Origin of the sequence: Streptomyces sp. NPDC007095 (genome assembly GCF_040634475.1) — a bacterium.
Lineage (GTDB): Bacteria > Actinomycetota > Actinomycetes > Streptomycetales > Streptomycetaceae > Streptomyces.
Genome location: NZ_JBEYFS010000034.1, coordinates 33,747 through 52,846 on the forward strand (window position 1 = coordinate 33,747; position 19,100 = coordinate 52,846).

The following is a 19,100-nucleotide window of genomic DNA, read 5'->3' on the forward strand; positions in this document are numbered from 1 at the left end:
GCCAGACCGCCAGACCGCCAGACCGCCAGACCGCCAGACCGCCAGACCGCCAGACCGCCAGACCGCCAGACCGCCAGACCGCCAGACCGCCAGACCGCCAGACCGGCCGGGAGAGCCCACGCAGACCTGCTGCGCGGACTCTCCCAGGCGTCGTCAGGCCACCTGTGCGGCGGGGCGCAGCGCCGGGACCTCGATGGCGTGGGGGTACACGGCCGACCGGCGCTGGAAGGAGAGGATCTTCGGGTTCTGGACCACACCGTCGCGAATCTCGATGGCGTTTCTGACCGTGGCGTCGGCATCCCAGGCAGCGGGGCCGCTCATGACCTTGCGGAGATAGGGAAGGAGCGCTTCGCTGATCTCCCATGTGGCCGAGTTCCACAGGTGGGACGGGCTGTGATCCACCGCGTAGTAGTGGCAGTCCGGCCCCACCGAGGGCATGGGCTCGCCGAAGGTGGTCGGACGGGCCCATTCGAAGCCCATGCCCGCGTCACAGGCGACGTCGATGAAGAAGGTGCCCGGCCGGAACAGGGCTAGCTCCTCGTCGGTGACGAACATCAGCGGCGCGTCGGTGTCCTGCCGGATGCAGTTGACGATGATGTCGAACCCGGCCAGGTACTCCGCGAGCGGCACTGGACCGGCCGCGGTGAGGGCGCGAAGCCGCGACGGATCGTCCTCCTGCTCCTCGAAGTGGCCCATCACGACCGACGGCATCGGCGAGGCCACGGCCGCCGCGGCGCGCTGGGTGAGCACTGTGACGTCGGAGACTCCCATGGCGCCGAGGCCGGTGACCGCTCCGCGCGCCGTGGCGCCGAAGCTGATGACCACCGCACGCATGCGGCGGCCATAACTACCGGTCAGCCCACCGAGCTGCAGGGCGTGCAGCACCGAGCAATAGCCCGCGAGTTCGTTGTTCTTGTGGAACACATGGACGCTGAAGGCCCCGGTGGACGTCCAGTGGTTCATCGCCTCCCAGGCGACGAGGGTCAGTTTCTGGTCGATGCCGATCTGGGTCATCTTCTCGTCCTGCACACAGTGCGGCCATCCCCACAGCACCTGACCCTCGCGCAGCTCGGCGATGTCGTCGTGCATCGGTTTGGGCAGCAGCAGCACATCGCACTCGGCGAGGAGCCGCTCTCGGGAGCGCAGGCCTCCCACGAGCGGTCGCAGAGCGTCGTCGCCGACGCCGAACCGCCGGCCGTAGCCTTCTTCGAGGAAGATCTTTTCGCGTACGTCCGGGGCGATCCGGTCGAGGTGGCCGGGGTGCAACGGCAACCGGAACTCGTTCTCCTTGCGGGAGGAGGCAAGCACTCCCAGGCTCATCAGGCTCATGCGCTTCCTTGTCATTTCACTCTTGTTCATCGCGGGTGTGTGAAGCGAGGTGCCGGAGGCCTCGGAAACAGCGTGAGAACCAAGAGGTCCGCTAACGCGGGGCGCGGGACGGAATACGGAAGACGGCGCAATTGCGCTGGCCAGGAGGCATGGGGCGGCTCATTTCCGGCCGGACCACGTGGGCCCGGGCCTTGCCGTTCCCCGAGAACGACGCCGAAACGGATGACGGCATGCGAGGTGCGCTCGGTGGCACCACCGTACCCCCGTCCCCCACGGGCGCGGCCGCCGGGAGTCAGTTGTCGTTGTCGCCCGAGTCATCATGGCGCAGGCCCTCGCGACGGACCCAGCGGTGGCGAACATCAAGCTCACGACGGGCGGCCGCGATCTGGATGGCCGCCGTACAGGCTCGGAGCCTGGACGAACCGGCCCGCATCACCACGCTGCTGTTCCAGCGGACGCCAGGGGTGCGGGCGACGCGTACGCATGTGCCGACCGGCGTCCCTACCGAGGGCAGCCGATGGCGGCTGCGCAGTCTGGACGAGGCCCGGAGCGCGCGCATCGAGGCGGCGGTTCCCCCACCCGGCCGGTCCGTACCCGCGGCCGAGGCACGCCTGGACGACCTGGACGCCCGCGTGCTCGAACTGCTGAGCGTGGACGGGCGGATGTCGGTGCGCGACCTGTCGGCGGCGACCGACACGAGCCTCACCACGATGCGCCGCAAGCGCCGTGCCCGGGGCTGCCGTGGCGGTGCTGCCAGCGGTCGTCCGCGGGGACCGCAGTCGCTGCTCGCTTCACAGCTGAGCCTGCGTTGCGATCTGGCCGGGCCGCTGTCGGGACGGCCGCTGTCCGCCGTGTACTTCGCCTCGGTACCGGGCCGGCACGTGGAGGAGACCAGCAGGGTGCTGGCCGGGGTGCGGGAGGTCCGGTCGTGTGCGATCACGGCCGGCCCGCACAACCTGGTGATCGATGTCTGGCTTCGCGACCTGCGTGACGTGCATGCCTTCGAGGCCCATCTGTCACGCAGGCTGCCTCGCCTCACGGTCGCCGACCGTTCGGTGGTCCTGCGCACGGTCAAACACATGGGGCACCTACTGGACCGGGACGGCCGACGCACCGGATTCGTACCCCCTCAGGCACCCGCACGGACCGCGTCCCGCCGCCGTGGAGCGGACCACGGGACAGGTTCTGCAGTGCAGTGCGGGCCCACCTGAGCAGCGAAAGCGCCGGCCCGGCGTCAGGCAGCGCCAAGAAAGCTCAGCCGCACCTGACGGTTGGGATTGTCCCTGTTCGTGTCCACCAGGCACACCGACTGCCACGTCCCCATTTCCAGCCTCCCGCCCAGCACCGGAAGCGTCGCGTGGGGCGGGACGACGGCGGGGAGTACGTGGTCACGGCCGTGCCCGGGGCTGCCGTGGCGGTGCTGCCAGCGGTCGTCCGCGGGGAGCAGGGAGTGCAGCGCGGCGAGGAGGTCGTCGTCGCTTCCGGCGCCGGTCTCGATGATCGCGACACCGGCGGTGGCGTGGGGCACGAAGATATTCAGGAGGCCGTCGCGGCCCGCCGCCACCTCTCGGAGGAAGGCCTCACAGTCGCGGGTGAGGTCGACGACCGTCTCCGCCGAACCGGTGGCGACGTTCAGGACTCGGGTGGTGAAGGCATCGGGCATGACCCGATTCTCACCCGTCCGCGGGATTCCGCACACGACCGACAGCCCGCACCCTTGTACACGCGTTCCATTCCGCGTTCCATTCCGCGAGACACCATTGACCGGGCATGGAGCACCTGGCTACTTTCACCCGCATGTTGCGTTCAGCCATGCTCACCACGCGCGGTCACATCGACCTGCTGCGGGTGGCCTCCGCCGCGTGTCGCCGCGGCCGCTGACGCCCTTTCACTCCCCCGTTCCACCGCGCCCTCGCTCCGCTCCACCCGCACGTCGCGGCTCGCCCTGAGCCGCTGACGCGGCGGAGCCACGGCGTATTCCTCTCCGGCCGCTCTCCTCCCCGTGGAGCACTCATGAGCATCAGCCATGCCCCGCCCAGCCCTTCCGAGCCCGATATATCGGATATATCAAAAAGTGGTGCGGCCCGGTCGGCGCCAGCCGAGCTCGTTCCGATCGTCCCCCTCTCCACCCGCCGCACCCGCGTGCCCCGCTGGCTGCGCCGCACCTCCGGCCCGCTCCTGCTGCTCGCGCTGTGGCAACTCCTCAGCAGCACTGAGGTGTTGACCCCCGACATCCTCGCCTCTCCGGGCACCATCGCACGGGTCGGCGGCAATCTGATCGCCGACGGTTCGCTGCCGAACGCGATGGGCGTCTCTTTGCAGCGCGTCGCGGTGGGGCTGTTGCTCGGAACCCTCGTCGGCACCGGACTCGCTCTCGTCTCCGGGCTCTTCCGTGTCGGCGAGGACCTCGTGGACGCGAGCGTCCAGATGCTGCGGACGGTGCCCTTCGTGGGACTGATACCGCTGTTCATCATCTGGTTCGGCATCGGCGAGGCCCCGAAGATCGCGATCATCACGCTGGGGGTGTCCTTCCCCCTCTATCTGAACGTGTACGCCGGTATCCGCGGCGTCGATTCCCAGCTCATCGAGGCCGGGGAGTCCCTCGGCCTCTCCCGGTGGGGGCTGGTCCGGCATGTCGTGCTGCCGGGCGCGCTGCCCGGGGCGATGACCGGGCTTCGTTACTCCCTCGGTATCGCCTGGCTCGCGCTCGTCTTCGCCGAGCAGATCAACGCGGACGCCGGGATCGGTTTCCTCATGGTGCAGGCCCGTGACTTCCTGCGGACCGATGTGATCGTGGTCTGCTTGATCGTCTACGCCTTTCTCGGCCTGCTCGCCGACTTCATCGTCCGCTCCCTCGAAAGGCTGCTGCTGCAATGGCGACCGACGTTCACGGGCCGGTGACCCTCGAGAAGGGCGCCACCGCCGAGCCGAAGACCGCGACCGGTCGGCAACACCCGACCACCCAGGCCCCCGCGGTACGCGTGCAGGGACTGACCCGCTCCTTCGACGGGCGCGCCGTCATCGACGACCTCCGACTCGACGTGAGTCCCGGCGAGTTCGTGGCTCTGCTCGGCCGCAGCGGCTGCGGCAAGTCCACGCTGCTACGCATCCTCGCCGGGCTCGACCGTGACATCGAGGGCACTGTGCTCGTCCCGCGGCGCAAGGCCGTCGCGTTCCAGGCGCCCCGGCTCATGCCGTGGAAGAAGGTGTGGCGCAACATCCTGCTGGGCCTGCCCGGCAAGCCCGAACGTGCCGTCGCCGAGCAGGCGCTGACCGAGGTCGGACTCACCCACCGCGCGAACGCCTGGCCCAAGACGCTCTCCGGTGGCGAGGCCCAACGTGCCTCGCTGGCCCGCGCGTTGGTCCGCGAACCCGATCTGCTGCTGCTCGACGAGCCGTTCGGCGCGTTGGACGCCCTCACCCGCATCAAGGCACAGCGGCTCGTCGGCGAACTGTGGCGGCGCCGCGGCTGTGCCGTGCTGCTGGTCACGCATGACGTCGAGGAGGCCGTGCTGCTCGCCGACCGGGTCCTCGTCATGGACGGCGGTGTCATCGCGCACGAGACCCAGGTCGACCTGGACCGGCCGCGCGACATCGCCGACCCCCGCTTCGCCGAACTGCGTGCCGGCCTCCTGGAGCGCCTGGGCGTCGACACCGTCGTCTGAGCTCCCCCTCCCCACCCATCAGTCGCCCTTCGCCGTCACCTCACAGTCACTTCACCTGAACCAGTCGAACGGAATCGCCATGCGCCGACACCTCGTCCCCGCCGCTCTGCTCCTCCCTCCGGCTCTGCTACTGGCCGCCTGCGGCGGGAACTCGGCCGCCGACACCGCGGGGGCCAGAACCGATGGCAAGGGTTCCCTCACGCTCAACGTCGGTGACCAGAAGGGTGGTTCCGAGGCGGTGCTGCGGGCCGCCGGAGAACTCAAGAACCTCAACTACAAGATCAAGTGGTCGACGTTCACATCCGGTCCACCCCTCCTGGAGGCCGTCAACGCCAAGGCGGTCGACATCGGGGGCGTCGGCAACACCCCGCCGGTCTTCGCGGCCGGCGCGGGCTCGAAGGTCTCGGTGGTGGCCGCCTGGCACGGCACGTCCAAGGGCGAGGCCATCCTCGTACCGAAGGACTCGTCGCTGCGGAAACCCGAGGAGCTCAAGGGCAGGTCCATCGCCGTGGCGCAGGGTTCGTCCGCGCACTTCCAGCTGATCGCCTCGCTCAAGGAGGCCGGTCTGAAGCTGAGCGATGTGAAGGTCAAGTATCTGCAGCCCGCCGACGCGCTCGCCGCGTTCACCGGCGGCAAGGTGGACGCGTGGGCGGTGTGGGACCCGTACACCTCACAGGTCCTCGACACCAAGCAGGGCCGGATCCTGACCGACGGGGACGGCGTCGTCAACGGGCTCAGTTTCCAGGTGGCGGCACCGAGTGCGCTGAAGGACACCAAGAAGGCCGCAGCCATCAAGGACTATCTGGGGCGGCTGCGGCGCGCCCAGGACTGGGTGTACCGGCATCCGGACGCCTGGGCCAAGGCGTGGGCGAAGGACACCGGACTGCCGTACGAGGTGGCGCTCGCCTCGGTGAAGCGCACCAACGCCAGCCGGATCGCGGTCGCCGTCGACAAGCCGCTCATCGCGTCGGAGCAGCAGATCGCGGACACCTTCACCGAACTGAAGCTGATCCCGGGCAAGGTCGACTTCGCCGCCTTCGTGGACAGCCGATTCAACGGCGGACTGCCGCCCTCCACCACCACGCCCCGCGTCTACAAGGACTCCTGACCACCATCCGTCTGTACCGGTTCCTGCCCGACAGAGGTCGCGCGTCGGGTGGCTCACAGGCTTCGCCGTTCGGGAAGATCCCGCACCCCGGTCGAGTTAGTGGAAGCGTGAACAACACCGGGGTGCAGGCGCGCGAAGTCCGCGAGGTCGATGTCGTCGTCATAGGCGCTGGACAGGCAGGACTGTCCAGCGCCTATCACCTGCGGCGGGGCGGTTTCGAACCGGAGCGGGGCTTCGTGGTGCTGGATCACGCACCGCGTCCGGGCGGCGCCTGGCAGTTCCGATGGCCGTCACTGACGTACGGCAAGGTGCACGGGATGCACTCCCTGCCCGGTATGGAACTGGAGGGCGCGGACCCGGCGCGGCCGTCCTCCGAGGTGATCGCGGAGTACTTCGACACCTACGAGCGCACCTTCGACCTGCGGGTACGGCGGCCGGTGGACGTGCGCGCCGTGCGAGAAGGTGCCGGCGGGCGGCTGCTGGTCGAGTCCTCCGACGGTACGTGGTCGACGCGGGCGCTGATCAATGCCACAGGCACCTGGGACCGGCCGTTCTGGCCGCGCTATCCGGGCCAGGAGACCTTCCGTGGGCGGCAGTTGCACACGGCGCAGTACCCGGGGCCCGAGGAGTTCGCCGGGCAGCGGGTGGTCGTCGTGGGCGGCGGCGCGTCCGGCACCCAGCATCTGATGGAGATCGCCCCGTACGCGGCCGCGACGACCTGGGTGACACGGCGGCCGCCCGTCTTCCGTGAAGGACCCTTCACCGAGGACGTGGGGCGCGCGGCCGTCGCGCTGGTGGAGGAACGGGTCCGGCAGGGGCTGCCTCCCAAGAGTGTCGTGTCGGTGACGGGGCTGCCGCTGAACGACGCGATCCGGCAGGCTCTGGCCGACGGCGTGCTGGACCGGCAGCCGATGTTCGACCGGATCACCCCGGACGGCGTCGAATGGGCTGACGGCCGTCACGTCGACGCGGACGTCATCCTGTGGGCGACCGGTTTTCGTGCCGCCCTCGACCATCTGACGCCGCTGCGGCTGCGTGAGCCGGGCGGCGGCATCCGCGTCGAGGGGACGCGCGCGCTCGCCGATCCCCGGATCCATCTGGTCGGGTACGGGCCTTCCGCCAGCACCATCGGCGCCAACCGGGCCGGGCGCGCGGCGGTACGGGACATCAGGCGGCTGCTGGCGGGAGTGACCGTCGGCGCCTGATGCCCCGCGGCCGGCTCGGAGACCTCGTGGGCTGGGTCGACCGGGCACCGGGCTTCAGCGCGGGGTCGAGGCGGATGGCGAGCCCGGGACCGAGGTCGAAATCGCGTTCGAGTTCGAGGGGGAGGCCGAGGGGGAGGCGCTCCTCCGGAGCCGGTTGAATTCGGCGACGTTCCTCTGCTGTTCCTCGTAGCTGGCCGTGAACCGGGTGTCGCCCGGCTTGACCGTGACGAAGTACAACCAGCCGCCCGGCGTGGGATTGATCGCGGCACGCATCGCGGCTTCACCGGGGTTGGCGATCGGTGTGGGCGGCAGCCCCATGCGCTGGTACGAGTTATAGGGGCTCTCGAGCTTCGTGTCGTTCGTGGTCGTGGTCGGCGTGAAGCGGTTCAGCGCATAGTTGAGGGTCGAGTCCATCTGCAGCGGCATGCCCCGCTCCAGGCGATTGAAGATGACCCGGGCCACCTTGCCCATGTCGGCCTTGGTGACCGCCTCGGCCTGAATGATGCTCGCGATGGTGATCGCCTGATAGATGTTCATCGCGTTGCGCTGGGCGCCCGCGGTGACGGGACTGCCGCTGAACTTCTTGTTCGCGGTGTTGACCATGAGCGCCAGCAGGGACTCGGGGGTCGCCGTCTTGTCGAGGGGGTACGTCGCCGGGTAGAGGTAGCCCTCGGGGTTGCCCTCCGCGTCATTGGGCAACTTGAGGTTGGCCTTGGCCAGGGACTTCTTGGTGGATCCCAGGGGCAGCGCGAGGGCCTTGTCGACAGCCTCGTAGACCTGGCCGGTGCGCCAGCCCTCCCGGATGACGAGGGACGTGGGCCGCGTCTCCTCGTCGTCCGTGGTCAGGGTGAGCAGCGGCACCGCCACGGCGGTGGCCGCCACGACGGCTCCGGTCGCGATGAGGGCGACCCGGCCCCGGCGCGTCAGTCGAATCGTGCTCCGTGGCGGAGTGTTCATCTGCATGCGGGCACGGTAACCCGCTAAAGCCTATAAACCCGACATATCGTCATCTTGTCGACTCCAGTTGGGCGTCCCGGTGGACGAGCGCCGCATAGCGCCCCTCCCGCTCCAACAGCTCCTCATGCGTGCCGCGTTCGACCGCGCGGCCGGAGTCCAGGACGACGATCTGGTCGGCGCCACGGATTGTGGAGAGCCGGTGCGCGATGGTGAGCGTGGTCCGGTTGGCCGACAGGGCGTCAATGGCCTCCTGCACGGCGTACTCCGTGCGGGTGTCCAGGGCGCTGGTCGCCTCGTCGAGGATGAGAACCGGCGGGTCCCGCAGGATCGTGCGAGCGATGGCGAGGCGCTGCTTCTCGCCGCCGGAGAACCGGTGGCCGCGCTCACCCACGACCGTGTCGTACCCGTCGGGCAGTGACGCGATGTGGTCGTGGATCTGGGCCGCCCTGGCCGCCGCCTGCAGCTCCTCGTCGGTGGCGTCGGGCCTGGCGAAGCGCAGGTTGTCCGCGACCGAGGCGTGGAAGAGGTACGTCTCCTGGGAGACGACGCCGATCCCGCGGGCGAGCGTGTCGAAGTCGAGGTCCCGTACGTCGACGCCGTCCAGCGTGACGCGGCCGCCCGTGACGTCGTACAGCCGTGGCACCAGATAGCTGAGCGTGGACTTGCCGGAGCCGGTCGGGCCGACGACGGCGAGACTGCCGCCCGCGGGGACGGTGATGTCGATGCCCTCGAGGATCGGGCCGCTCTTGTCGTCGTAGCGGAACTCGACGTCCTCGAAGCGGATCTCGCCCTTGACCTGGTCCAGATGGACCGGGCGCTCCGGCTCGGTGATGTCGATGGGCAGGTCGAGGTACTCGAAGATGCGCTGGAAGAGCGCGAGCGAGGTCTGGATCTGGACGCCGGTGGACAGCAGGCTGACCGTCGGCCGGAACAGACCCTGCTGGAGCGAGACGAAGGCGACGAGCGTGCCGATCGACACGGACGGGCCGCCGAACTGGAGGGCCATGCCCGCGGCCCAGTAGATGACGGCCGGCATGGCGGCCATGACGATGCCGATGACGGACATGCGCCAGCGGCCCGCCATGTTCGACTTCACCTCGAGGTCGACCAGGCTGTCGGACTCGGCCTCGAACGCCTTGGTGAGCGAATCGCCGCGGCCCATGGTGCGGCCGAGCAGGATGCCGCTGACGGAAAGCGACTCGGTCACGGTGGCGGCCATCGCGGCCATCTGCTTCTGACGCTGGGTCGCTATCTTCTTGCGTTCGTTGCCGACGCGGCGGCTGATCCACACGAAGACCGGCAGCAGGAGCAGCGAGACCACGGTGAGCCGCCAGTCCAGGGCGACCATCGCGACGATCGTGGCGACCACGCTGGTGAGGTTGGAGACCAGCGAGGTGGCGGTGGAGGTCACGGTCGCCTGCATGCCGCCGATGTCGTTGGCGATGCGGGACTGGACCTCGCCGGTGCGGGTCCGCGTGAAGAAGGCGAGCGACATGCGCTGCAGCCGTCCGTAGACGGCGGTGCGCAGGTCGTGCATGACGCGCTGGCCGACGGTCGTGGAGATCAGGGTCTGCAGGACGCCGAAGATGCCGGTGACGACCGCGCTGAGGATCATGCCGAGCGCGAGCAGGCTCAGCAGACCGGTGCGGCCCTGGGGGATCGCGACGTCCAGGGTCTCCTTCAGCAGGAAGGGGGTCGCTACGGTGACCAGGGACGAGGCGCCGACCAGCAGGCCGACGATCGCGAGGCGGCCGCGGTAGGGCCGGAACAGCTTCAGGATGCGGCGCACCTGCCGTGGCTGTTCGCCCTCGGCAGGTGACGGGGTCCAGGTGGATTGGTCGGGACGCATGGGCTCCTACGGGAGGTGAGACGACGGCTACGCAGGGCAGGCAAACGATGACTGGCGGAGCCTAGCTCATTGTTACCTATACTCACAATGAACCGCATCCTGATATTGTTCCCGCATGACCACCCCCGATGCCGACGGCCTGCTCGCCGAGCAGTTGCTGCGGCTGACCCGACGTGTGCACCGCATCCAGAAGCGGCACCTGGAGCAGCGCGAGCTGGGCATCACCCCGGCCCAGTCGCGGCTGCTGCGCACGCTCGCGCACTACAGCTCACCCCCGCGCATGGCCGATCTCGCCGAGCGCCTGGAGGTGGTGCCCCGGGCCGTGACCACGCTGGTCGACGGCCTGGAGGCGAGCGGGAAGGTGCGCCGGGTCCCCGATCCCACCAATCGGAGGGTGATCCGGATCGAGGTCACGGACGAGGGGCGCGAGGCACTGCGGGAGCTGCGCGGCGCACGCCGGTCGGCCGCGGAGGAGATCCTGGCGCCGTTGACGGACGAGCAGCGCGAAATACTCGGGGGGCTGCTGGACACGCTGGTGGACGGCATGCCCAGGCTTGAGCAGCGCTGCTGAGGGGTTGTCATTGGCGCGCTCGTGGCGCGGCGGACAAAGCGGCGGGCCGCGGCACCCACTCCGTACGACTGGAGTGGGTGCCGCGGCCCGTTCCGGGGATCCGGGGCGGTGACCCGTCCCGGGTCGGTCAACCGACCTCGGGGGCAGGTTCCTTGGCCGACTGGGCGGGGACTTCCGCCTCGGCCGACCGGGCGGGGACTTTCACCTCGGCCGACCGGGCGGGGATGTCCGCCCTGGTCGATGCGGACCCCGGTTCTTGCGTCGGCGACTCCTGCCTCCGCGGCGCGTCGTCCTCCTCCACGAAAGCGATCTCGCCGTCCAGCATCTTCTTCGCCCGTTCCGTGTCGAGCGCGCCCTCCCAGCGGGACACCGCGAAGACGGCGACGCAGTTGCCGAGCAGGTTCGTCGCGACGCGCATCGAGTCCATGATGCGGTCCACGCCCAGAAGGAGAGCGACCGCTCCGGCGGGGATGACACCGAGCGAGGAGGCCGTCGCGGAGAGGGCGAGGAAGGCCGAACCCGGCACACCCGCCATGCCCTTGCTGGTCAGCATGAGGACCAGGACGACGGTGATCTGCTGGCCCAGGCTCAGATCCACCCCCACGGCCTGCGCGATGAAGAGCGTGCCGATGGACAGGTAGATCGAGGCGCCGTCGAGGTTGAAGGAGTAGCCGGTGGGCAGGACCAGGCCCACGGCGTCGTCGCGGCAGCCCGCCTGGCGCAGCTTCTGCATCATGCGGGGCATGACCGTCTCACTGGAGGCGGTACCGAGCGCGAGCAGCATCTCCTCGCGGGTGTAACGGACGAACTTCCACAGGCTGAGCCCGGTGACCGCCTTCAGGGCGACGGCGAGCAACGAGAGGAACAGCAGCGCGACCGTGTAGCACAGGACGATCAGCTTGCCGTACGTCTTGATGACGCCGAGCCCGTACTCCCCCACCAGGTGGACCATCGCGCCGAACACCGCGAGCGGGGCCAGCTTCATGATGAAGCCGACGATCGCGAAGACGACGTCCTGGACCTGCTCGATGGCGGGCAGCACCTTGGGCACCTTGGTGTTGCCGAGGTGGAGCAGTGCCGCGCCCACCAGGCAGGCGAGGACGAGGACTTGGAGCAGGGAGTTCTCGGCGAAGGCCCCGACCGCGCTCTGCGGAAGCGCGTTCAGGATGAACTCGCCGGTCGACGGGAGCGAGCCGCCGCCGGTCTTGCCGTCGACGGCCGAGGCGTCGAGCTTCGAGGGATCGGCGTGCATACCCGAGCCCGGACCGACGACGTTCGCCGCGATCAGCCCGAGGAGCAGCGCGGCGGTGGACGCGACCTCGAACCAGATCAGGGCCTTGAGCCCGATCCGGCCGAAGGCCCTCAGGTCACCGGCCTTGGTGATGCCGACGACCACCACACAGAACACGAGCGGTGAGATGACCGCCTTGATGAGGCGTACGAAACCGTCGCCGAGCGGCTGGAAGGCCGTGGCCGTGTCCGGCCACAGCCTTCCGACGACGATTCCGAGTACGAGCGCGCAGGCGACCTGCGCGAACAGTGAGGTACGCAGTATGCGTGCGACGCGTCGCGGGGACGGTACAGACGGCGGCACGGGCACTCCTCCGAGGGAACTTCTGGTATGCGGAAACTTCCTTCCGTAGCGATCACTATTGAGGAGTTGCCGGTGCCGCCGGATACCTCTGTGTCACGTCCATGTAAATCCTGGAGCAGACGTCCCGTTCCCCACCCAGGGCCCCAGCAGGCTCAGCAGTCGCTGCGGTCCCGCGCCAGCACTCCCTGCACGGTGACCAGAGCGCGGTCGTAGCAGCCGTCCGAGCCGTACAGCCGGTAGCGCTCACTCGTCGTTCCGACCGCATGCCGTTGGTCGCGGGGCACGTTCGCGGTATACGTCGCGTCTCCCGCGTACGTGTCGTCGAGCCGGGACCACGCGGTGCGCCGCCCACCGCGCGTCTCGTCGACCGCGGCCCGGTCGCCGAGCGTCACGACGGTCCGCAACCGGTCGTCCGCGGCGAGCGTCGTGGTGCCGTCCATGGTGTACGTGCGATGGGTGCGCGTCACGCCGGCCGGTCCCCGCCCGTCGACGGTGACCGTCTCGTCGTCGGTCCAGGTGGCCTTGAGCGCATCCGTGTTCTCCCCGTCGGTCCAGCGGTGCGCGGAGGTGTCGGCGAGCGTGCGGCGCACGGTGGTCCACACCCGGCCGTGCGAGGTGTCGACGTATCCGGCGGTCGTCAGCCGGTGTCCGCCCACGGTGTCGAGCCGTTCTTCCGAACCGGGCGTGTACGTCGAGGAGTTGGTGAGGTCGCCCGCCCTGGCCTCGGTGAGCGCGCCGGTCACGTGCGCGCGCTTCACGTCCTGCCAGACGAGGACGTCGACCGGGGCGCTCCAGCCGGTCTGGCCCGCGGGGACGCCCACGACGGAGACGTCGATCCGGTGCGGACGACCGTCGTCGAGGAGACCGGCAAAGGGCGTGAGGTCGTATTCGATCGGCTTGATGTCGAAGGCGCGCGGGCCCGGGATCACGTACCAGAGGAAGGGGTTGGACCAGCCGCCGGTCCACACGGTCGGGAACGGCTCGGCGATGCCCGCGAGTTGGCCGTCCACCTTGATCTGCACCTCACGGTAGGGGCCCCTGTCCGCCTTGCAGGAGTACGGGGCGGGGTCGGGCACCGTCAGGTACCAGTACTCCTCGCAGCCGCCGCCGGAGCCGGTCGCGTACACCTCGGCGACGATGCGCTCGCTGTTGCGCGGGGTGGTGAGGGTGCCGTCCTGGAGGGTGAGGACACGGTCGGGGGTCGCGGCGGACTTCAAGGCGCCGCCCTCCGCGTAGAAGGTCAGGGCCACCTTTACGTCGAGGACTCCGGTGTACGTGTCGTCTACGACGTTCCCGATGAGCATCTCGACGTCGCCGGCGCGCCGGAACGTGTCGCTGTACCTGGTCACGTCCTTCTCGACGGACCACTGGATGCCGTCGGGCGAGGGCTCCGGGGTGGAGGTGCGGAGGATCTCCACGCCGCCGATGTGGAGATAGCCGAGCCGGTCGAACTGGCGTCCCTTGACCTTGCCGTCGAGCCGCAGGACGACCTTGCTCCAGCGGTCGCCGCAGCCGCCCGGCGGCGTGTACGTGCCCCGGTACGGCGTGAAGTCACGGAACTGCGCCTCGGCGACCGTCACCGCGCAGGACTTGGTGGCGGGTCTCGCCACCGGCGGGGCGGCGGTCAGGGGGTCGTGCCAGTCGGTGCCGAACTCGGCGGGCGCATCAGCGGCAACCCCGCTGGGCGTCTCGGAAGCAGTCCCGGTGGGCGTCTCGGCGGGCGCGTCGTGGGGCGTGTCTGCGGTCTGATCCGCCGACCGGACGGGGGTGCCGACCGGCCGGACAGCGTCCGCCGGCGGTGCCGCCGAGGCCGGTCCCGCTCCCAGGAAGGTGCTCGCCGAGAGGATCACTCCGACGAGCATGGACATGACGATCCGTCTTCTCATGTGCGGTGTTCTACGGGGGAGTCGGCCCGCCCCGCAATGGGCACTCGGTGACCGCACCAGGCGGGGCGGCCCGGTCGGCCACGGCCGCTACACCTTCAGATCGGCCTTGTCCCCCATCACGATGACAGGGTGCTGATGCGGGTCGAGCGTCCGCAGGAGATACTCCATGGCCGACTTGGGCACGCTGACACACGCGGACGTACCGCTGCCGTGGTCCATGTGCAGCCAGATACTGCCGCCCTTCGTCTGGCCCAGGGGGCGGTCCGGGTTGTCCGGCGGGGTACCCTCGCGTCGGTTGTAGTTGATGGCGACGACGTAGTCGAAGTCGTGCCAGTGCGACCTGGCCCAGTCGCGGGGAGCCTGATAAGCCGCCGAGTGGTCGTACGGGAGCAGTGCGCCCGGGTCGTCGAGCACTCCGCCCGCGTCGGTGAGCGAGAACACCCCGACGGGGCTGCGCTTGTCGCCCTCGTGATGGTCGGTGGTCCAGCCCTTCGTCCCGTTGTGCGCGTGCCAGGAACGCCGCACCTCCCAGGTGGAACCGGACTTCGCGTACAGCACGACCGTGGAGTCGGCGGAGTCCCTGCCCTCGCCGTAGACCGCCACCACCTGGTGGGAGTCGGACGGGATCCGGGCCTGCAGGCGGTTGCCGACCTCCGGTATCCGGGTCAGATCGACGGTGCGTGCGGGGGCTTGTTCGCCCTTGGCACCGGCTCCGCCGTGGTCCTTCACCGCGCCGCTCCCCCCTCCCGAGCCACCGCAGGCCGACAGGAACACAGCGAGGGCACCGCACGCCACAGCGGTGAACCCCGTACGCCTCGCACTGTCTTTTCGCATGCGCCCCATCGTTGCATCACGTATCGGACGAATAACCCCTACCCCCCCGACTTCTCGGTCAGGTGTTGTCTTTCCGGGCACACCTTCGATGGGCCGGAGGTGGTCCCAGCCTTGTCTCGGCACCCCTGCCCCGAACTCCTGTCCCACGAACTCACATCCCGGCCCTCTGTCCTGAATACATGTCTGGGATGAAAAATCGTTTGCCTCCGGTCGCACCATGACGCGAACCTTTCACGGTTTGCTGCCGACCCCCCACGGTCGGTCGGTCGCCGGAACTCCACGGCTTCGCCCCGGCCCCATTCCCTGACCCCACCCCTTACACGAGCCACTGGGACGTCATGCAGATTCAAGACCTTCCCTATCCCGACCCGGGTGTGCCGGACGCGCGCTCGGGTCCCCGATTCCTGTGGTGGCTCGGCCGGAATCAGCTCGGAGGGCAGTTCAAGGCCCTTGCCTGGGGGCTGCTGCACTTCGTGGCCGTCTCCGGGCTGCCGTTCTGCGTCGGCCTCGCCGTCCAAGCCGTCGTCGACCGCTCCGGCACCCGACTCGCCCTGACCGGTGGGCTGCTGGTGCTGTGCGGCGCCTGCATCGCGCTGGGCGACACCATGCTGCACCGGGCCGCGGTAACCAACTGGATCACCGCTGCCGCGCGCGTCCAGCAGTTGCTGGCCCACAAGACCGCCCAGTTGGGCTCCGCCCTGACGCGACGTGTCGCGGCCGGCGAGGTCGTCGCTGTCTCGACCGGCGACGTCGAGAAGATCGGCTGGTTCGTGGAGGCCCTGTCGCGGTTCGCGGCGGCCGCCCTGACCGTCGTGCTGGTCTGTGTCGGCCTGGTCGTCTACCAGCCCGCGCTCGGCGTACTCATCGCGCTGGGTGTGCCCGTCCTGGCGCTCGCCGTACTGCCGTTGCTGCCCCGTGCCACCCGGCGCGCGGACTTCCAGCGAGAGAAGGCCGGCCGCGCCACCGAGCTGGCCTCTGACACCGTCGCGGGCCTGCGCGTGCTGCGCGGCATCGGCGGCGAGGAACTGTTCCTCGACCGCTACCGCCGCGCCTCCCAGGAGGTCCGCCACGCGGCCGTGCGCAGCGCCCGGATGTGGTCGCTGATCTCGGCCATCCAGGTGCTGTTGCCCGGCCTGCTGATGATCGCCGTCATCTGGCGCGGCGTTCACCTGGCCCGCGACGGCCGGATCACGGTCGGCGAACTCGTCACCGTGTACAGCGCGGTCATGCTGCTCACCTACCCATTGCGACACTTCGAGGAGATCGCGATGGCCTACTCCTTCTCCCGCCCGTCCGCCAAGCGCGCCGCCCGGGTGCTGTCCCTGGAACGGGCCATGGACAGCGGCGGATCGCGCTCGGCCGAGGTGCCGTCCGGCGATCTGTACGACCCCGCGACCGGACTGCTCGCGCCCGCCGGGCGGCTCACCGCCGTGGTGTGCGGCGACCCGGACGCGGCGGGTGTGCTCGCCGCGCGGCTGGGTGGCCACCCCACGGAGGGGGGCACCTCGGTGCTCCTCGGAGGCGTACCCCTCGACGACTTGCCGCTGGACTCCGCCCGTACGGCCGTCCTCGTCCAGGACAAGGACCCAGTGCTGCTGTCCGGCTTGCTGCGCGACCTGCTCGACGTGCCTTCCTCGGGTCTCGTCAGCGCCGAGGCCGCACTGACCGCCGCGCAGTGCGGCGACGTCCTGGACGCGCTCACCCAGGCGTCGTTGGACGCCGGGGACCCGATGGAGGCCCGCATCACCGAACGCGGACGCTCGCTCTCCGGCGGCCAGCGCCAGCGCCTGGCCCTGGCCCGGTCTCTGATCACGGACCCCGAAGTGCTGGTCCTCGACGAGCCGACCTCCGCCGTCGACTCGCACACCGAGGCCCGGATCGCCGACGGCGTGCGCGCCCTGCGCACCGGGCGCACGACGGTCGTCTTCACCTCTTCGCCTCTGCTCCTGGACCACGCGGACCGCGTCGTTCTGGTGCACGAGGGCGAGGTCGTGGCGGTCGGCGTACACCGCGAGCTGGTACGCGGTGAGCCGCGGTACCGGGCCGTGGTGACCCGGGAGACCGATGACGAGGCCGCGCGGAGCAGTGTGCGGGAAGAAGACAGGGCCGCGCACAGCCATGTGCGGGAAGAGGACGAGGCCGACCTGAGCGGCGTACTGAAGGAACTGGAAGAAATCGAGGAGACCGCATGATCGGCCTGGCGCCACCGGCCTACGACCCGGCGGCCCCGACGACGGCGCACACCCTGCCCGTCGGTGCCCCCGCGACCGTACGCGCCTACGTGACCGAACTCTTCCGACGGCACCGTCGGGCCTTCCTGCTGCTCATCGCCGCCAACACGGTGGCCGTGGTGGCCTCGATGGCCGGCCCCTATCTGCTGGGCTCGATCGTCGAGCGGGTCTCGGACCACGCGCGGGAGCTCCATCTGGAGCGCACCGCCGCACTGTTCGCCGTGGCACTCGTCGTACAGGCCGTATTCGTACGCGAGGTGCGGCTGCGCGGGGCCGTGCTCGGCGAGCGGATGCTGGCCGATCTGCGCGAGGACTTCCTCGTACGGTCGGTCGGGCTGCCGCCCGGCGTCCTCGAGCGGGCCGGCACGGGCGACCTGCTGTCCCGCATCACCACGGACATCGACCGGCTCGCCAACGCGATGCGCGAAGCCGTACCACAGCTCGCCATCGGCGTGGTGTGGGTGGCCCTGCTGCTCGGCGGGCTCGCCGTGACCGCTCCGCCGCTCGCCCCCGCCGTACTGGTAGCCGTGCCCATCCTGCTGATCGGCTGCCGCTGGTACTTCAAGCGCGCACCGTCCGCCTACCGCTCCGAGGCCGCCGGTTACGCCGCCGTCGCCGCCGCGCTCGCCGAGACCGTGGACGCGGGTCGCACCGTCGAGGCGCACCGCCTGGGCGAGCGCCGCATCGAGCTGTCGGAGCGCAGGATCAAGGAGTGGACGGCCTGGGAGCGCTACACGCTCTGGCTGCGCACGGTGCTCTTCCCGGTCATCGGTGTCACGCACGTGGTGATCCTCTGCTCGGTCCTGATGATCGGCGGGGTCTTCGTCCTTCAGGGCTGGATCGGTGTGGGGCAACTGACGACGGGCGCGCTCATCGCGCAGATGCTCGTCGATCCGGTGGGCCTGATCCTGCGCTGGTACGACGAGCTGCAGGTCGCCCAGGTGTCGCTGGGCCGACTGGTCGGCGTCCGGGACATCGAGCCGGACGCGGGCGACCCGGATATGGTCCCGGACGGACGGGACGTGCGCGCGGACGAGGTGCGCTTCGGCTACCGGGCCGGGGTGGACGTGCTGCGCGAGATCTCCCTGGAGGTCGCCCCGGGCACCCGGCTCGCGCTGGTCGGACCGTCCGGAGCGGGTAAGTCCACGCTGGGCCGGCTGCTCGCCGGGATCTACGCACCCCGGGACGGCCGCGTCACGCTCGGCGGTGCCGAACTGTCCCGGATGCCCGCCGAGGCGGTCCGCTCCCACGTGGCCCTGGTCAACCAGGAGCACCATGTCTTCGTGGGCTCCCTGCGCGACAACCTGCTGCTCGCCAGGACGGGAGCGGTCGACGCCGAGCTGTGGGCGGCGCTCGGGGCGGTGGACGCGGAGGGCTGGGCGCGGGCGCTGGACGACGGTCTGGACACCGAGGTCGGCTCGGGCGGGCTCGCGCTCACCCCGGCCCAGGCTCAGCAGATCGCCCTGGCCCGGCTGGTCCTCGCCGATCCGCACACCCTGGTCCTGGACGAGGCGACCTCGCTGCTCGACCCGCGCGCGGCCCGTCACCTGGAACGCTCGCTGGCCCGCGTCCTCGACGGACGCACCGTGGTCGCCATCGCCCACCGGCTCCACACCGCCCACGACGCGGACGTCATCGCTGTCGTGGAGAACGGCCGGATCAGTGAGCTGGGCAGTCACGACGAGCTGGTCGCGGCGGACGGTGCCTACGCGGCGTTGTGGCGGTCCTGGCACGGGTGAGGGTGGCCTGCCGGTGCGGTCCGCGCTCGTGTGCGGCAGCGGTCGCACCGGCGCCCGGGACCTGCCTCCGTGGGCGCGCCCGCACCGCCTCGGACCGTGTGGCGTTGCGCAGTGCCGAACCGGAGTGGAAGG

At 70.0% G+C, this 19,100-nt stretch carries 16 protein-coding genes; 9 read left to right on the plus strand and 7 right to left on the minus strand.

All coding sequences use genetic code 11. The features are described 5' to 3' along the window. Positions 1–153: 153 nt before the first annotated feature. Positions 154–1,329, minus strand: coding sequence for a N(5)-(carboxyethyl)ornithine synthase (locus tag ABZ656_RS14365; RefSeq protein WP_101407644.1), 1,176 nt, complete (start codon positions 1,327–1,329; stop codon positions 154–156). A gap of 389 nt (positions 1,330–1,718) precedes the next feature. On the opposite strand from ABZ656_RS14365, the gene ABZ656_RS14370 reads away from it, so the two are divergent. Beyond that, positions 1,719–2,540, plus strand: a complete 822-nt coding sequence (locus ABZ656_RS14370) for an Lrp/AsnC family transcriptional regulator (RefSeq protein WP_360267837.1) — start codon at positions 1,719–1,721, stop codon at positions 2,538–2,540. 23 nt (positions 2,541–2,563) lie between these two features. Here the strand turns inward: ABZ656_RS14370 and ABZ656_RS14375 are convergent, their stop codons facing one another. Continuing rightward, positions 2,564–2,992: a YjbQ family protein gene (locus tag ABZ656_RS14375; protein WP_101407645.1), complete on the minus strand. Its 429-nt coding sequence runs from the start codon at positions 2,990–2,992 to the stop codon at positions 2,564–2,566. A gap of 149 nt (positions 2,993–3,141) precedes the next feature. Here ABZ656_RS14375 and ABZ656_RS14380 point away from each other — a divergent pair, with 149 nt between their 5' ends. The 5 genes from ABZ656_RS14380 (at position 3,142) to ABZ656_RS14400 (ending at position 7,307) form a co-directional block, all read left to right on the plus strand. Continuing rightward, entirely contained in the window at positions 3,142–3,210 is a 69-nt protein-coding gene (locus tag ABZ656_RS14380; protein ID WP_351433102.1) for a putative leader peptide, read from the plus strand. 132 nt (positions 3,211–3,342) lie between these two features. After that, positions 3,343–4,230: an ABC transporter permease gene (locus ABZ656_RS14385; RefSeq protein ID WP_360267840.1), complete on the plus strand. Its 888-nt coding sequence runs from the start codon at positions 3,343–3,345 to the stop codon at positions 4,228–4,230. After that, positions 4,203–4,994 carry an ABC transporter ATP-binding protein gene (locus tag ABZ656_RS14390; protein ID WP_360267843.1) on the plus strand — a complete coding sequence of 264 codons (792 nt, stop codon included), beginning with the start codon at positions 4,203–4,205 and terminating at the stop codon, positions 4,992–4,994. Before ABZ656_RS14385 ends, ABZ656_RS14390 begins: the two co-directional genes overlap by 28 nt. 79 nt (positions 4,995–5,073) lie before the next feature. Next, positions 5,074–6,102 (plus strand): ABC transporter substrate-binding protein, encoded by a 1,029-nt coding sequence (locus ABZ656_RS14395; protein WP_101408454.1) that lies wholly within the window; start codon positions 5,074–5,076, stop codon positions 6,100–6,102. Positions 6,103–6,209: 107 nt separating this feature from the next. Then, positions 6,210–7,307, plus strand: a complete 1,098-nt coding sequence (locus ABZ656_RS14400; protein WP_180362712.1) for an NAD(P)-binding domain-containing protein — start codon at positions 6,210–6,212, stop codon at positions 7,305–7,307. A 54-nt stretch (positions 7,308–7,361) separates the two neighbouring features. Here ABZ656_RS14400 and mltG read toward each other — a convergent pair whose 3' ends face one another. Next, a complete protein-coding gene (gene mltG, locus ABZ656_RS14405; protein WP_101407648.1) occupies positions 7,362–8,270 on the minus strand; it encodes an endolytic transglycosylase MltG in 909 nt (302 codons plus the stop codon). 43 nt (positions 8,271–8,313) lie between these two features. Beyond that, a complete protein-coding gene (locus ABZ656_RS14410; RefSeq protein ID WP_101407649.1) occupies positions 8,314–10,113 on the minus strand; it encodes an ABC transporter ATP-binding protein in 1,800 nt (599 codons plus the stop codon). Between the two features lie 115 nt (positions 10,114–10,228). Between ABZ656_RS14410 and ABZ656_RS14415 the strand changes: the two genes are divergently transcribed. After that, on the plus strand, positions 10,229–10,684 hold the full coding sequence (locus ABZ656_RS14415) for a MarR family transcriptional regulator (RefSeq protein WP_101407650.1): 456 nt from the start codon (positions 10,229–10,231) through the stop codon (positions 10,682–10,684). A gap of 127 nt (positions 10,685–10,811) precedes the next feature. Here the strand turns inward: ABZ656_RS14415 and ABZ656_RS14420 are convergent, their stop codons facing one another. From ABZ656_RS14420 to ABZ656_RS14430, 3 genes are all read right to left on the minus strand, one after another. Next, positions 10,812–12,278 (minus strand): cation:dicarboxylase symporter family transporter, encoded by a 1,467-nt coding sequence (locus tag ABZ656_RS14420; RefSeq protein ID WP_360267850.1) that lies wholly within the window; start codon positions 12,276–12,278, stop codon positions 10,812–10,814. Between the two features lie 152 nt (positions 12,279–12,430). Then, entirely contained in the window at positions 12,431–14,164 is a 1,734-nt protein-coding gene (locus ABZ656_RS14425) for a peptide-N4-asparagine amidase (RefSeq protein ID WP_360267853.1), read from the minus strand. Between the two features lie 87 nt (positions 14,165–14,251). Then, positions 14,252–14,998, minus strand: coding sequence for a hypothetical protein (locus ABZ656_RS14430; protein ID WP_180362713.1), 747 nt, complete (start codon positions 14,996–14,998; stop codon positions 14,252–14,254). A 338-nt stretch (positions 14,999–15,336) separates the two neighbouring features. On the opposite strand from ABZ656_RS14430, the gene ABZ656_RS14435 reads away from it, so the two are divergent. Then, complete coding sequence (locus ABZ656_RS14435; RefSeq protein WP_360267856.1) at positions 15,337–17,190, plus strand: ABC transporter ATP-binding protein; 1,854 nt, start codon at positions 15,337–15,339, stop codon at positions 17,188–17,190. Beyond that, positions 17,187–18,968 (plus strand): ABC transporter ATP-binding protein, encoded by a 1,782-nt coding sequence (locus tag ABZ656_RS14440; RefSeq protein ID WP_101407654.1) that lies wholly within the window; start codon positions 17,187–17,189, stop codon positions 18,966–18,968. The genes ABZ656_RS14435 and ABZ656_RS14440 overlap by 4 nt, the downstream gene beginning before the upstream one ends. Positions 18,969–19,100 lie beyond the last annotated feature (132 nt).

Bases quoted from the DNA above. Each gene is read 5' to 3' on its own strand.
- ABZ656_RS14440 (WP_101407654.1), top strand. From the start codon at position 17,187: ATGATCGGCCTGGCGCCACCGGCCTACGACCCGGCGGCCCCGACGACG.
- mltG (WP_101407648.1), bottom strand. From the start codon at position 8,270: ATGCAGATGAACACTCCGCCACGGAGCACGATTCGACTGACGCGCCGG.
- ABZ656_RS14385 (WP_360267840.1), top strand. From the start codon at position 3,343: ATGAGCATCAGCCATGCCCCGCCCAGCCCTTCCGAGCCCGATATATCG.
- ABZ656_RS14435 (WP_360267856.1), top strand. From the start codon at position 15,337: ATGCAGATTCAAGACCTTCCCTATCCCGACCCGGGTGTGCCGGACGCG.
- ABZ656_RS14365 (WP_101407644.1), bottom strand. From the start codon at position 1,329: ATGAGCCTGATGAGCCTGGGAGTGCTTGCCTCCTCCCGCAAGGAGAAC.
- ABZ656_RS14375 (WP_101407645.1), bottom strand. From the start codon at position 2,992: ATGCCCGATGCCTTCACCACCCGAGTCCTGAACGTCGCCACCGGTTCG.
- ABZ656_RS14395 (WP_101408454.1), top strand. From the start codon at position 5,074: ATGCGCCGACACCTCGTCCCCGCCGCTCTGCTCCTCCCTCCGGCTCTG.
- ABZ656_RS14390 (WP_360267843.1), top strand. From the start codon at position 4,203: ATGGCGACCGACGTTCACGGGCCGGTGACCCTCGAGAAGGGCGCCACC.
- ABZ656_RS14370 (WP_360267837.1), top strand. From the start codon at position 1,719: ATGGCCGCCGTACAGGCTCGGAGCCTGGACGAACCGGCCCGCATCACC.
- ABZ656_RS14410 (WP_101407649.1), bottom strand. From the start codon at position 10,113: ATGCGTCCCGACCAATCCACCTGGACCCCGTCACCTGCCGAGGGCGAA.
- ABZ656_RS14415 (WP_101407650.1), top strand. From the start codon at position 10,229: ATGACCACCCCCGATGCCGACGGCCTGCTCGCCGAGCAGTTGCTGCGG.
- ABZ656_RS14425 (WP_360267853.1), bottom strand. From the start codon at position 14,164: ATGAGAAGACGGATCGTCATGTCCATGCTCGTCGGAGTGATCCTCTCG.
- ABZ656_RS14430 (WP_180362713.1), bottom strand. From the start codon at position 14,998: ATGCGAAAAGACAGTGCGAGGCGTACGGGGTTCACCGCTGTGGCGTGC.